This window comes from Archangium violaceum, assembly GCF_016859125.1.
Classification (GTDB): Bacteria; Myxococcota; Myxococcia; order Myxococcales; family Myxococcaceae; genus Archangium; species Archangium violaceum_A.
Map to the genome: position 1 here is coordinate 1918800 of NZ_CP069338.1, position 13095 is coordinate 1931894.

General features: G+C 69.1%; 15 protein-coding genes. 8 read left to right on the plus strand and 7 right to left on the minus strand.

The window, feature by feature from the left end:
* Positions 1 to 2 precede the first annotated feature (2 nt).
* Complete coding sequence (locus JQX13_RS08155; RefSeq protein ID WP_203408481.1) at positions 3 to 1394, minus strand: DUF2156 domain-containing protein; 1392 nt, start codon at positions 1392 to 1394, stop codon at positions 3 to 5.
* A 176-nt stretch (positions 1395 to 1570) separates the two neighbouring features.
* Here JQX13_RS08155 and JQX13_RS08160 point away from each other — a divergent pair, with 176 nt between their 5' ends.
* From JQX13_RS08160 to JQX13_RS08170, 3 genes are all read left to right on the plus strand, one after another.
* Positions 1571 to 2302, plus strand: a complete 732-nt coding sequence (locus JQX13_RS08160; protein WP_239014611.1) for a hypothetical protein — start codon at positions 1571 to 1573, stop codon at positions 2300 to 2302.
* Entirely contained in the window at positions 2299 to 2874 is a 576-nt protein-coding gene (locus tag JQX13_RS08165) for a hypothetical protein (protein WP_203408482.1), read from the plus strand. Before JQX13_RS08160 ends, JQX13_RS08165 begins: the two co-directional genes overlap by 4 nt.
* 156 nt (positions 2875 to 3030) lie before the next feature.
* Positions 3031 to 3822: a hypothetical protein gene (locus JQX13_RS08170; protein WP_203408483.1), complete on the plus strand. Its 792-nt coding sequence runs from the start codon at positions 3031 to 3033 to the stop codon at positions 3820 to 3822.
* On the opposite strand, the gene JQX13_RS08175 is transcribed toward JQX13_RS08170, so the two are convergent.
* Together JQX13_RS08175 and JQX13_RS08180 are read right to left on the minus strand one after the other, a co-directional pair.
* The gene (locus JQX13_RS08175; protein ID WP_203408484.1) at positions 3797 to 4462 is read right to left on the minus strand and encodes a hypothetical protein; all 666 of its coding nucleotides are present in this window, start codon (positions 4460 to 4462) and stop codon (positions 3797 to 3799) included. The genes JQX13_RS08170 and JQX13_RS08175 overlap by 26 nt on opposite strands.
* A gap of 31 nt (positions 4463 to 4493) precedes the next feature.
* Positions 4494 to 5525 (minus strand): mannosyltransferase family protein, encoded by a 1032-nt coding sequence (locus tag JQX13_RS08180; RefSeq protein ID WP_239015253.1) that lies wholly within the window; start codon positions 5523 to 5525, stop codon positions 4494 to 4496.
* Between JQX13_RS08180 and JQX13_RS55300 the strand changes: the two genes are divergently transcribed.
* The gene (locus tag JQX13_RS55300) at positions 5524 to 5655 is read left to right on the plus strand and encodes a hypothetical protein (RefSeq protein WP_275424988.1); all 132 of its coding nucleotides are present in this window, start codon (positions 5524 to 5526) and stop codon (positions 5653 to 5655) included. The two genes, JQX13_RS08180 and JQX13_RS55300, sit on opposite strands and share 2 nt — an antisense overlap.
* Before the next feature lie 55 nt (positions 5656 to 5710).
* Here the strand turns inward: JQX13_RS55300 and JQX13_RS08185 are convergent, their stop codons facing one another.
* Positions 5711 to 6298 (minus strand): HutD/Ves family protein, encoded by a 588-nt coding sequence (locus JQX13_RS08185; RefSeq protein ID WP_203408486.1) that lies wholly within the window; start codon positions 6296 to 6298, stop codon positions 5711 to 5713.
* Positions 6299 to 6416: 118 nt separating this feature from the next.
* Between JQX13_RS08185 and JQX13_RS08190 the strand changes: the two genes are divergently transcribed.
* Positions 6417 to 8096 (plus strand): trehalase family glycosidase, encoded by a 1680-nt coding sequence (locus JQX13_RS08190; RefSeq protein WP_203408487.1) that lies wholly within the window; start codon positions 6417 to 6419, stop codon positions 8094 to 8096.
* Between the two features lie 30 nt (positions 8097 to 8126).
* On the opposite strand, the gene JQX13_RS08195 is transcribed toward JQX13_RS08190, so the two are convergent.
* The 3 genes from JQX13_RS08195 to JQX13_RS08205 all read right to left on the minus strand — a co-directional run bounded on the left by JQX13_RS08195 (position 8127) and on the right by JQX13_RS08205 (position 10467).
* Positions 8127 to 9416, minus strand: a complete 1290-nt coding sequence (locus tag JQX13_RS08195; RefSeq protein WP_203408488.1) for an MFS transporter — start codon at positions 9414 to 9416, stop codon at positions 8127 to 8129.
* Between the two features lie 101 nt (positions 9417 to 9517).
* On the minus strand, positions 9518 to 9868 hold the full coding sequence (locus JQX13_RS08200) for a helix-turn-helix domain-containing protein (protein ID WP_239014612.1): 351 nt from the start codon (positions 9866 to 9868) through the stop codon (positions 9518 to 9520).
* A gap of 326 nt (positions 9869 to 10194) precedes the next feature.
* The gene (locus tag JQX13_RS08205) at positions 10195 to 10467 is read right to left on the minus strand and encodes a hypothetical protein (RefSeq protein ID WP_203408489.1); all 273 of its coding nucleotides are present in this window, start codon (positions 10465 to 10467) and stop codon (positions 10195 to 10197) included.
* A 626-nt stretch (positions 10468 to 11093) separates the two neighbouring features.
* On the opposite strand from JQX13_RS08205, the gene JQX13_RS08210 reads away from it, so the two are divergent.
* The 3 genes from JQX13_RS08210 (at position 11094) to JQX13_RS08220 (ending at position 12913) form a co-directional block, all read left to right on the plus strand.
* On the plus strand, positions 11094 to 11624 hold the full coding sequence (locus JQX13_RS08210) for a hypothetical protein (RefSeq protein WP_203408490.1): 531 nt from the start codon (positions 11094 to 11096) through the stop codon (positions 11622 to 11624).
* A gap of 307 nt (positions 11625 to 11931) precedes the next feature.
* On the plus strand, positions 11932 to 12216 hold the full coding sequence (locus tag JQX13_RS08215; protein ID WP_203408491.1) for a hypothetical protein: 285 nt from the start codon (positions 11932 to 11934) through the stop codon (positions 12214 to 12216).
* A gap of 127 nt (positions 12217 to 12343) precedes the next feature.
* On the plus strand, positions 12344 to 12913 hold the full coding sequence (locus JQX13_RS08220; RefSeq protein WP_203408492.1) for an NUDIX domain-containing protein: 570 nt from the start codon (positions 12344 to 12346) through the stop codon (positions 12911 to 12913).
* The last annotated feature ends 182 nt before the right edge of the window (positions 12914 to 13095 follow it).

Consider the following 13095-nt stretch of genomic DNA (forward strand, 5'->3'; position numbering starts at 1 on the left):
GCTCATGCGGGCTCGAGTGTCGGGTGGTGGCGCGCCCAGAAGAGCAGCACCGCCGCCACGGACGGAGCGAGCACGGCCACCCCCATGACGAGCCAATCCCCCAGCCCTCGCGCACGAGGGACGTTGTAGAGGAGTGCCTCGAGCAGGGTGAGGCACGCGTCTCCAGCGATGATGGAGCCCAGCAGCGTGGCCAGCCCGGTGCGCCAGCGCCGGACGAGCGAGAAGAGCCCCACCGTCAGCCCCACATCGAAGAGGACCCAGCCCCACTGCACCCACGGTGAGGGGAAGCGGTGGGCGTTGGCCGGCAGCGCGAGCAGCACCGTCCAGGGCACCAGCAGCACCGTGACGAGCCACACCAGCAACAGGGGCCGGCGCAGGAGCGTGGCCACCCCGAAGCGCGCCAGGCTCCCCTGGGCGAAGGCCGTCAGGGCGTCGTACACCGGCAGGGGCGAACCGTCGTACCGGGCGGGCCAGGCCAGGTGGATGCGGTCCCACGCATGCGGGCGCAGCCGGGCCTTGAAGGCGCGCAGCCCCTCGAAGTCATAGAGCGGGGTACCGAGCAGCCGAGCGGCGCGCAGCCAGCCCGCCACCTCGCCCGCCAGTGGAGCGAGCCCCAGCGTCAGGTAGCTCCGGCCCTCGGCCGCCGCCGCGCGCATCACCGCGTCCACCAGCAGCTCCGCGGTGCCATTGGGAGCCTTCTTGTCCCGCAGCAGGTGCTGCACGAACCAGCCATTGCGCGCGTACACCGGCACCGCCGACAGGAAGGCCACCACCTCCCCATTGCGCTCGGCCACGAAGGAGCGCCGCTCGTCCGCCCACTCATACGGGGAGAGCTGCACCAGGAAGCCCATGGGCGCCATCCGCCGGGAACGCAGCCAGCGCTCCATCAGCCGATCCACCCCCGCCCGCGTCGGATGCGAGGCGTCCTTCAGCTCGGCCGGGGACAGCTCGCGCACCCTCACCCCCTTGGCCCGCGCGCGGCGCAGCTGCTCGCGCAGGCCCCGGCTCTCGCGCACGCCCTCCTCCCAGCGCCGGGGATCCCAGACGGGCTGCTCGCCAATGGACAACCCCTTCACCGGGGCCGCGTCCAACATGCGCTGCTCGGTGGCGAAGAAGCACAGGCGCCGGCCCGAGGCGGAAGCGTGCGCCTCGAAGCGCTCCGACACCTGGGCGATGCGCTCGTGTGGGGCGATGGGGGCTCCGGCCACCACCCACGCACTCCCCGTGTCCACGTACGCCACGCACGCGTCGTCGCCGTCGAACCAGTACGAATACCCCGGCTCCAGCACCTGGAAGGACGTGGCGTTCCAACCGTAGCGCCTGAGCAGCGCCAGCACCCGCGGGTGCTCCGTGTCGATACCGCCATGCCTGTCGGTAGCCTCCGAGGAGCCCATACAACCGTCCGAATACGTTCCACCGGGCACGTCCGCAAGGCCTCTCCCGGGTCCAGGCCGTCCGTGCCCCGGACGAGCTGGCACGTCCCCCCCCACCCTCACGCCCCGTGCGTGTGACAGCGTGGGCATGGGCGCGGTACACCGGAACCCTCCTCGTCCTCTCAAGGAGTGAGTGGTTGATACCTCGATACACCGTCCCCCGCCTGGGGCGCCTCGCCGCGTCCGGGCTCTTCCTGTGGGCACTCGTCGCCCTCGTCCAGCCGGGCGTGGCCCACGCCTTCAACCATGCCGGCAACGCGCGACTCCTCTCCTCGGACGAGGCCGCCGTCATCAAACACCCCGTGCTCGGCCTGCAGCGCGCGGCCGTGCCCATCGCGCTGGGCTTCGCGGTGGACACCTCCGTCCTCGCGGACGCGGCGCTCGCGGCCAACCTGGGCGTGCGCTGGGGTCTGGAGGCCGGGCCCCACCGCTTCGTCGTCGGCGCGCGCTACACGAAGTTCCTGGGCAATGAAATCCTCGCGGACTTCGTCACCGGCCAGGAGCCGGCGGTGAAGAACTTCGAGATCGACTTCCAGGGGCCCAGCGCCTACGCCCTGTACGGCCTGCAGCTCGGCCGGGTGCTGGTGCAGGCCGAGGTCCGGCACTGGCGCTACCAGACCACGACCACCACGGCGACGGGCGCGGTGGTGCTCAACCTCATCGGCAACTGGTCCATCGTCGGTGAGCTCGGTGTCCGGCTGAAGGAGGGCTACCCCCTGCGCGGCGCGGCCGGCATCCGCTACGCCGGAGAGAACCTCGGCCTGTCGCTCGGCGCCGCCTACGTGGACCTGACCGAGCCCCTGCTGCCCGTCAACGACGGCCGCATCCCCGTCCTCCCCGCCTTCGACCTGTCCTGGACCTTCCAATGAAACGCCACTTCCTCGCCCTGCTCTGCCCGCTGCTGCTCACCGCGTGCTCCGCCGAACTGGCCGTGGACACGCCTCCGCAGTCGGTGGCCATCCCCGTCACGTCTGTCATCAAGCCCGTCTACGTCGAGGTGGCCGTCGACATGCCCGCCGAGACGCAGGAGCTCAACGTCGACGTGAGGGACATCAGCGTCTCCCTCGAGGTGTTCAACCCCTCGAAGGCGCTCACGCTGAAGTCGTCCGCGCGGCTGTCGCTCACGGGCAACGCCACGCCGGACAAGCCCATCGTCTACAGCGACAACAACCCGCCCGAGTACTACGCCACCGCCGAGGAGTTCCTGCCCGAGAGCTCCTACCCGCCCAACACGCGCACGCCGGTGTTCACCGACTCGCCCACGCTCGTGAAGGCCATTGGCAAGAAGCGCATCTGGGTCATCGTCAACAACACGGTGACGCAGGCGGGCATCGGTGACGCGCTGCCGCTGGAGCTCCGGCTGGAGGACATCGTCCTGCACGTCGTCGTCTCCAAGCCCTTCCAGGGGCTGGACGGCGCGCTGGGCCCCAGCGGGCTCTGAGAGAAGTGAGGAAGCCGGGCCCGAGACCCGCCCGGACCCGGCTCCCCGTTGTGACGACACGCGCCACGGGCTTCCCCCCGACATCCGGCCCGCGCAGGGACGTTTTCTAACGCACCGGTCTGACAAGTCCCGGGCGCCCGGGTAGGCTCGGGGGCGGTGCTCCCGCTCACGATTCTCGCCCTCGCCACCGCCTTCCCTGGCGTGCCCTCGCGCGCCGTCACCGACCTCGCGCTCGCCCAGGCCTCCGTGAGCGGAGCGGCCCAGGCGGACCTCGCCCGCGCCCGCGAGCTCTCCGAGGCCCTGCGCTACGAGGAGGCCGTCGTCGAGTACCAGCGCTACCTCGGCCACCCGGACCGTCCCTCCGCCGAGCGCGCCCAGGCCCTGCTGGAGTTCGGCTTCATCCACCTGCTGCTGGACGACCCGGTGAACGCCGAGCAGCGCACCACCGAGGCCCTGGAGCTGGACAGCTGGGTGCGGCCTCCCGCCGACGCGCCCCAGAAGCAGAAGGACCTGGTGGAGCGGGTGCGCGCGGCGCTCGCGGCCCGGCCCAGGCTGGAGGTGCTGCCGCGCGAGAACGCGAGCCGGCCCCAGCTCGTGCGCGCCACCTTGAAGGATCCCCGAGGCAGGGCAAGCGAGGTGCTCCTGCGCCACGCGCCCGCCCCGGGAGGCCCCTACCGCGCCACGCCCATGGTGTGCGAGCAGGACACATGCGAGGGCGAGCTGCCCTCCCCCACCCGCGTGGCCACCTTCACCGCGTGGTACTTCGTCGAGGCGCTCGACGCGCAGGGCAACACGGTGGCGCGGGCGGCCAACCCGCTGGCGCCGCTGCAGCTCTCGGTCATCGAGCGCAAGCCCTGGTACGAGAGCCCGTGGGTCTACGCGGGTGGCGCGGCGCTGGTGGTGGGCGCGGCGTCGGTGTTCTTCATCGCTTCCGACCCGCGGAAGTGAGCGCGAGCGAGCGGTACGCCTTCGACTCGTTGAAGGTGGGGATGTCCGTGGGGCGCTGGCTCCACCAGTTCATCACCAGCGTCACCCGTAGCCGCGAGGTGCCCGGCAGCTTCCCGTCGGGAATCTGGTTGTTCGCATCCAGCACGCCGTGGGTGAGATCTCCGCGGAAGTAGACGAAGCGGTTGGGCTTCGGGGCCGCCAGGTCGAAGTCGTCCGTGTCCGGCGCGAGCGAGGGGTTGTCCTCGCGGGGCGGGGCCTTCGTCACCGCGAGCGCCCCGCCCCGGACGCTGTTCATGAATAGCAGGGAGGTGAAGCGCGGGTGCACGAGCGGACCGCCGCGCAGGGCGAGCTTCTCGTCCCGGTCCTGGTGGAAGTCCACCTGCACGTCCGTGGTGCGCATGCGCGAGAACCACCACTCGACGCCCGCGAGGCCCCGGCGCACCGGCACGCGCGGACGCAGCTCGAGGATGACCTGCTCCACGATGTTGGTGGGCTCGCCGAGCTCGTACCAGAAGGTCGTCTGGTATGTCTGACGCAGGCGCTCGGTGCCCAGCGCGCGGACCTTGCGCCACAGCCGCGAGAAGTCGGCGTCGGGGAGGGCATGGTCGTGGATGTGGACGAGGGGGGCGCGGGGAGGCATGGCGGAGCGGGACTCTACGCCATCCGGGGCGTCAGTAGGCCCAGACGCCGATGAGGTACCCGTGCGTCACCTTGTGGTTGAAGAACAGGACGTAGCCCGCCAGGGGCCAGCGCAACCAGGCCGGCCACGTGGCGAGCCAGTCCCCCAACCAGAACAGCAGGGGGAAGAGCACGGCGCCGAACCGGAAGGCGTTCGCGAAGTCACCCTGCGGCAGCATCACGGCCAACGAGAGCAGCCCGTAGAGGGCGAGCGGCCGGCTCTGGCGAAGCATCGCCAGGGAGACCGCGAGCAACACGGCGAAGAAGATGCCCCGCCGCAGCGACCACCCGCCCACGTGCTGCCCGGGGTTTCCGAACCAGAGGGTGCGCAGCGCGCTCCACGCGGAGTCCACGTGCTGCCAGTGCGCCTGGGCATGGAGGTGCGCGAGCGGCTCCCCCGTATCCATCCACTCGACGGCCAGCAGGCCTCCGAACGCCGCGAGCGACAGGACTCCGATTCCGGCGAAGCGCACGAGCCGGTCACGCTCCCCGCGTGCGCGCTCGGCCAGCAGGAGCGCCGCGGCCACCGCCACGAACACGCCCTGGTTGCGCGTCCACACGCACAGCGCGGCGAACAGCGCCGTCAGCCAGAACCGCTCCTTCCAGGCGGACAGGAAGGCGCCGAAGGACAGCAGCAGGAACAGCCCCTCGGTGTGGTGCGAGTGCAGGGCATAGCTGGCCGGGGTGTAGAGGAAGAAGAACCACCCCCACCCCGTCCGGGGAGCGAGCGGGAAGATCGCGTCCCCCTCCGAACCTCGCCGCTGCGCCCAGAAGACGAACGCCAGCAGGCAGGCCGAGGACAGCACGCACCCCACCAACTGCGGAGGCACTCCGCCGCCGAGGAGCGCCCGCACCAGGCGCACCATCATGGGGTAGAGCGGCAGGAACGCCCACGTATGCGGGGTGTACCCCTCCGTCGCGATGGAGCTGTAGAAGGAGGCATCCCACTTCTGCAACCCCTCGAGCAGCGGAAAGCCCCGGCGATGCGCGGTCGACGCCCACAGCCCGAAGTGGTGGACCAGCATGAGCACGCCGAGCCCCAGTGCGAGCCAGGGCTTTCGCGATGAGCCCGTGGCCTCCGTAGAGCCGGACCCGGACGACGTTGTCTCCACCTTCCTCATGCGCGGCCGGGTGTACCACGCCCTGGGCACATGAGCTGACGACCACGGCCATTTCCCCTCTCCCAAAGGGAGAGGGGGTATCGATCCTCTCACGTCCCTGAAGAGGATGACTCGCGGCGGGTCAGGTGGATGACGATCACCCTGGCGCCCTCATCGCTCCGCAATACCAGCGGCCCTGGCGCTTCGAGCCAGAGCGTCTCCTCCCCGGCCAACGGTGTCCCGGACAGCGAGGCCCGGCCCTCGACACCATGGAGCAACACGCTCCCCGTCCCCGGGACCGTGCGTGTCCCTCCCGGAGCCAGATGGACCACCTCGAGCGAGGCTTCGACCAGGGCCCGGTCCACCATGAGGTTGAAGTCGCGCACCGGACCCTCGAGCAGACGGCAGGAGGTCTCCGCCTCGCCGGGAAACACGAACGGAGGTGAGCGCCGGTCGAGCACCACCTCCGGCGCCCCTCCGAGGGTCAGCGCCATCCCCGCGCCCTCCAGCACCAGGAGGGTCCGCTCGATACCGGGGAACACGGAGAAGGGCCCGGAGGCCGCGACCGAGGCGATCGACAACCGAGCCAGGAAGCGAGCCGGCTCGGAGGGATGGGGCAGCTTCAACAGCTCGCGGGTCACCCCGCCCCCGTTCTTCCAGGGCATGTCACGGTAGTCAGAGGGTCCGAGTCGTCTCATCACCCGTCAACATGACACGTCCCCGCCCACCGTCCCATTGCATGCATCCGACTGGATGACGAGCTTCACCCTCGCAGGCGAGGGGGGAAAGCACATGCAAGGCACTCGACGTTCGCGCATGCCCTCATGGGGACCGGGGCTCATCGTCACGCTCTCGATGGTCGCGAGCGCCGCACCCGAGCCGGCCGGAGGCGGATACGGGGATGTCCGCGCGTACATCTCGCGCACCTGGGATGTGCTGACACGCACCATGGACAACTGTGAGGTCCTGAAGGATCCCAAGGTCCCGGAGCGCTCGGTGCTCTACCTGCCCAGGGACATCCCCGAGCCCGCGTCGGTCCAGCAACTGCGCCAGAAATGTCCCCAGGTGCGAATCCAACGCCTGCCTTCGGACATCACCGCGCCGGGCCAGGTGGACGTGCGCGCCCTCGAGGCGCAGGGACTGCTCTACCTGGAGCATCCGTATGTCGTGCCCGGCGGCATGTTCAACGAGATGTACGGATGGGACAGCTACTTCATCATCCGCGGGCTGCTGCGTGACGGGCGGCGGGAGCTGGCGCGGAACATGGTGCGCAACTTCTTCTTCGAGATCGAACACTACGGGGCAGTGCTCAACGCCAACCGGACCTACTACCTCACCCGCTCGCAGCCGCCCTTCCTTTCCTCGATGGTGATGGCGGTCCACGAAACCCTGGGCGCGGAAGAGCGACGCGCGTGGCTGGCCGAGGCCTACCCGCACCTGGTCCGCGACTACGAGATGTGGACCCAGGGGGCCCACCTGGCGGGGGACACGGGGCTGTCGCGCTACTTCGACCATGGCCAGGGGCCGGTCCCCGAGCTCTCGACGCACGATCGCTACTACCGCGATGTGGTGGGCTACCTCGTCCGCCACCCCGAGGCAGGCAAACCCTTCCTGCGCGAAGTGGGCCCAAAGGCCCCGGTGCCGACCCCGACGAGCCCCGTGTTCGCCCTGCAGGTGTGTGAGCAGACCCTCGGGACCACCTCCTGCACCACCCAGGAGGCCCTCACCCTCACCGAGGACTACTACAAGGGTGACCGCAGCATGCGCGAGTCCGGGTTCGACATCTCCTTCCGCTTCGGACCCTTCAGCGCGCGGACCCACCACTACGCCGGCGTGGACCTGAACAGCCTGCTGTACAAGACGGAGACGGACCTGGAGCGCATCAGCACGGCCCTGGGCCGCGCCGATGAAGCACGCAGGTGGCGGGAGCGCGCCGCGCGGCGCAAGCAGCTGATGGACAAGTACCTGTGGGATGCCGAGCGCGGCATGTACTTCGACCATGACTTCACGACCGGCCAGCGCTCGAATTACGAATACGCGACGACCTTCTATCCACTCTGGGCGGGGCTGGCGTCTCCCGAGCAGGCGCGGGCCCTGGTGGGCAGGCTCTCCCACTTCGAACAACCCGGTGGGCTGGCGATGAGCCGGCAGGAGACCAACACCCAGTGGGACTACCCCTTTGGGTGGGCCCCCATCCACCTGCTCACCATCGAGGGGCTGCGCCGCTACGGCTACGACACGGACGCCGACCGGCTCTCCCGGAAGTTCCTCGACACGGTCGCCGAGAACTTCCGCCGCGATGGGACCATCCGGGAGAAGTACAACGTGGTGACGCGCTCGTCGGAGATGAAGCGCATCGTGGGCTACACGGAGAACGTCGCCGGCTTCGGGTGGACCAACGGCGTCTTCCTGGAGCTCTTGCACGGGCTCCAGCCGGAGCCCGCTCGCCGCGTGGGACGCAAACCGCCCCCCTCGCCAAGGGAACAACGTCCGTAGCCGGAGCGGCGGCGGCTTCGGAGCCCGCGCTCAGTCCGAGGCGACGGCGGTCTCGGGCGCGCCGTCCCCGGGCAGGGGCTCACGGGCCGCGCGCTCCACATCGTCCACCTGCCGCAGCTCGGGGAAGGCCCAGGCCCAGAGCCCCACCACCACCAGCGTCCCCAACGCGCCCGCCACCACCGAGGATACCGCCCCGATATGCTCGGCGAACGCGCCCGCGCGGAACTCGCCCAGCTCGTTGGAGGCGCCGACGCACATCATGTTCACCGCGCCCACGCGGCCCCGCATGTCGTCCGGCGTGGACACCAGCTCGAGCGTGCCGCGGATCACCACACTCACCATGTCTCCGGCCCCCGCCACCGCCAGGGCCACGACGGACAGGGGCAGTGAGCGGCTCACGCCGAACACGAGCGTCGCCACGCCGAAGATGGCCACCGAGATGAACATCTTCCACCCGGCCCGTCCACCCAGGGGACGCGTGGCGAGGAAGAGGGCCACCACCGCCGCGCCCGCCGCCGGTGCGCTGCGCAGCAACCCCAGCCCCCCGGGCCCGGTGTGCAGCACGTCGCGCGCGTAGATGGGCAGCAGCGCCACCGCGCCACCGAGCAGCACCGCGAACAGGTCCAGGGTGATGCTGCCCAGCAGCAGCCGCTGCCGGCGCACGAAGCGGAACCCCGCCAGGAGCGTCTCCAGGGAGAACGACTCACTGGAGGCGCTGCCCGTCCGCACCTTCAGGGAGAGCATCCACACCACGGTGAGCGCGCACAGCGTGGCCGAGCCGACATAGGCCCCCGTGGCGCCCGCCCACGCATAGAGGGCCCCCCCCACGGCGGGACCGGCGATGGTGGCCACCTGCCAGGTGGTGGAGTTGACCGCGATGGCGCGCGTGAGCTCCTCGGGAGGCACCAGATGCGGCGTGATGGCGGAGCCCGCGGGCGAGTAGAAGGCGCGCGCGGTCCCGAAGAGCACCAACACGCCGTAGACGAACCGCACGTCCTGGATGTGGCCCAACGTGAAGGAGAGCAGCAGCAGGCTGCACAACAGCATCACCAACTGGCACACCACCAGGATGAGGCGCCGGTCCACGCGATCGGCCACCTGTCCGCCGATGAGGCAGAAGGCGAAGAAGGGCAGGAACTGCGCCAGACCCGTGTAGCCCAGGGCCAGGGCACTCCCGGTCAGCTCGTACACCTGCCAGCCAATGGCCACGGATTCGATCTGCACGGCGAGCACCGCGCACAGGCGTGCCAGCTGGTAGATGCGGAAGTCACGGTGGCGGAAGACGGAAGGAGGGCGGGCTGACGGGTCGGGAGAGGCCATGCTGGAGGGCGGCTCTAACGCAAGCGGCGCGCGCCCGCCAGCCACAGAAGGAGCGAGCAGGCCAGGGAGCGATAGGTGCGCTCATGGAGGGAACGAGCGCCCTAGGCCTCTCGCAGGAGCGAGGCGATCATCAGGCGCAGTGTGCGGAGCTGGGGCGCCTTCAGCTTGCGCACCGAGCGCATCAGCCGACGGACCTGAGCACCCTCGGGCTCAACGGGAGGAGTGGGCGCCCACGAGGGAGGTCGCTCGGAGGAGAACCCGAGCAGGAGATCCGCCGGAATCCGGAGCGTCACGCACAAGCGCCACAATGACAGGACGCTGGGCAGCATCAACCCCCGCTCCAGCCGACCATAGACCTCCGTGGCCATGCCGATGCGCTCGGCCACATCCACCTGCGTCAGGCCCGCCTGGAGCCGCGCCGCGCGAGCCACCTCACCGAGTCTCTTGGACAATCGGCGCCGCAGGTCATCCTGCGTCCCGGATTGGGTACGACTCCCCTTCACTGCCGGAGACCGCTCGGAAGTTCTGGCCACAGCCCACCAAAAAACAACGCTCCGCCGAGAGCTGCCAGGCATCTCGGGGTGCGTTGTAGACAATGCCCCGCCATGACGCGGGAACACCGTCGCTGGGAGAACTCGCCATATACATACGGAACACCGCTGGCAGTCGGTGGATACCGCATGTGACTTCTGCGGTAGATGTCCCAGCACAACCTCCCAGGACGTGCAAGCTCGGCCTGCGCGAGCGCCCCGCCCACCTGCGCCACCGACTGATGGGCTCACGGATCAAGTGGGTGCGCACCTCGTCCTTCGTCTCCACGAGCTCCACCGCCGTGGTCAGCAGGTCGAGCATGGCCGAGAGCTCCGGCAGCTTGCCCGTGAGAGGGCGCCTGCTCCACCTCCAGCGCGACATACGGAGGCACCACCTGGGAGCAGACCTGGAGCCGCCACGCCTCGGTGGGCTCCCACTGCGCGCGCTCGCCGGGCATCAACACCACGGCGGAGGCGCCCGTGTGGACGTTGTCGGCCTCGTAGATGAGACCCAGGTCCATCCCAATGTCCTTGTACCGCTGGCCGCGCCTCACCGCAACCAACCCCGAGCATGTCGCCCTCGGCCATCGCGTCCAGCGACTGCTTGAGGAGCGAGGTCATCTCAGAGAGGTGGGCGATCGGAACCAAGCGTCGAGCGCATGAAGTACGCCTCGGCGCCACCGCTCTGACAACCACCTCGCATGAGTGAGGCCTATTCAGCCGGAATACGCCCCTCCCCTCGGGCATGCCCGCGTGCTTCAGCGGCCTGGGCTCCGTGGCCGCGGGCCTGGCCGCCACCGGCCTGGTCGTCTGCGTGGAGGGCGTCGAGGTCTGGAGCGTGGCGGCGCGCGCCGGAGGCTTGGGCCGGGACACCTTGGGAGACGGCAGGGTTGCTGAGCGGGACAACGTCTTGCCGATGCGGAAAGCGGACATGGGGGACTCCTCGAGAAGTTCGACGGATGGTTTTGGAAGACCCAGGGGAACCCCTTACACCGGAATCCATAGCCATGAGCGACGCCCGGAATGCAATCATCCAGCTTTACATGAAATGCCGTCAAATAACGCTTTGATTTGAAGTTGAACAGTCGGCAGTTTTAGTAAGACATTGGCTTCGGCCAACTCCGTACAATCCAATCAGGAGAAGCTCATGACGAGGAACGTGAAGCGTTTCCTGGCTGCCTCGCTGCTGTCCCTCACGCCGTCGATCGCGTTCGCCGGGCAGGTTGAGTCCGGCTTCCTGGACTTCCTCTCCCAGCGTGACGAGTACGTCACCGTCCGGGAGGGGGCGGTCCAGGTTCCCGCGCTGCGCAACGGGCCGGTGGCGTCCATCGCCCCCGCCCTGGAGAACTTCTCCCTGGGCCTCCAGGTGGTGACGGGGACGTTCAACGGCGTGTTCAACCCCTACCCTGTGCCCACGGCCAACTATGGCGGGTTCCAGGTCGACGCCCCCGCCCCCACGCCGCTGGTGGCCCAGGAGTACTACTGGACGGTCGATCCGGCGAACCCGGCCGGCGCGAAGACGTGTGTCTGGCGGGTGGAGGTCAGCGACGTCGGCGGTTCCTGCTCGGCGCAGGTCTTCTACGGCACCTACGGCGGCGCCGTCTGCACGCTCGACGAGGCCAACTCCTTCATCAACCCAACCACGTGCGAGACGCAGATCATCACCATCATCCAGTGAGCTGAGCCGTGCACCGTCTGGGGTGGCTGCGCAGACAGCCCCCCAGGCGGGAGGGTTTGAGCCGGACGCGCGCCTGGAGCGCCGTGCGCCGCCCCTCTCGTCAGGCCGAGTCCTGGATGTTGTTCAGGAAGCCTCCGCTGCCCGCAGCACCTTGGCTTCACCTGGGGGCCTGTTGCCCCGTATTCCTCTCCGCGCTGCCGTTCTTCTCGGGCATCGGTGTCGTCTGGTCGGTGGTGATGCTCGCCGGTGGCGTGCTCACCGGGGGGCGGGAGCCTCATGCAGCAGGGCGCTCCCTCCGGAGCCGGCGGTGCGCGCGGCCCGCTCGGCCGAGCACCCGCTCTTCCTGCCAGTCTTCACGGTGCTCACGTTCATTCAGGCGTTCCTCTCGTTGAGCCTCGGCCTCGTGCCGGTGCTCGGCCATGACCAACGGCGTGCGCTCGCCGCTTTCGGAGCGGAGGAAGGGACGCCCTCGCCCGAGGAGCGCCGTCTCGGGCGTTGGGTGCTCGCGGGCACGCTCTTGTGTGCGGCGGCGCTGTTCCTCACCTGGGGGCGGGGATCGATATCGTGGTGGTGCGAGCTCGGTCGCAATTGATGTGACCCGGGCCGCGCGTCCGCTGAGGACCGCGACGAGGATTCTCGTGACGTTGCTCGGATGGGTGATGTAGTTGGTGTTCGTCTTCAAGCCGATCACCCGAAGCGCCATGAGAAAAGAGCGTGAGATGAGCACGAAAAAGGGCTCGGACGTCAGAACCATCGAGACGCTGTCCTCGAGGGAGGTCTACCGCAACCGCTGGATGACCGTGCGAGAGGACGCCATTCGCAGACAGGACGGCTCGGAGGGTATCTATGGCGTCGTCTCCAAGCTGGATTTCTCCCTCATCATTCCTTTCGAGGCAGGCGCATTCCATCTGGTGGAGCAGTACCGCTACCCGGTGCGGGGACGGTATCTGGAGTTCCCTCAGGGCTCCTGGGAGGCCCAGGCGGACGCGCCGCCCGAGGTCGTCGCCGCCGGGGAGTTGAGAGAAGAGACGGGGCTGACGGCAGGGCGCATGAGCTACCTGGGGCATGTGCTGACCAGCCCGGGGTATTCCAATCAAGGCATGCACGTCTTCCTGGCGGAGGCGCTCACCGCGGGCGCGCCCCAACTCTCGCCAGAGGAGAGCGACCTGGTGTGCACGCGGGTGACCGTCGAGCAATTCGAAACGCTCGTCAGGGAAGGGCGCATCAAGGATGCGGGCACCCTGTCCGCCTATGCCCTGTTCCGGATGCACAAACGCCTGCCGGAGTGAGCCCTGGCCTCCCCAGCAGCGCATCACCCCCCGGCCAAGGACATGCAGTTCAGCCCAGGTAGAGCTTTCAATAAATACTGATTTTGCAGATTTGTCTCAAATTCACGAAATAGCCGTGCTATGTTGCAGCACGTCATCCCGAGGCGTCAGGCGGCGCCGCACAGGATTCCTGTCGGCGCCGG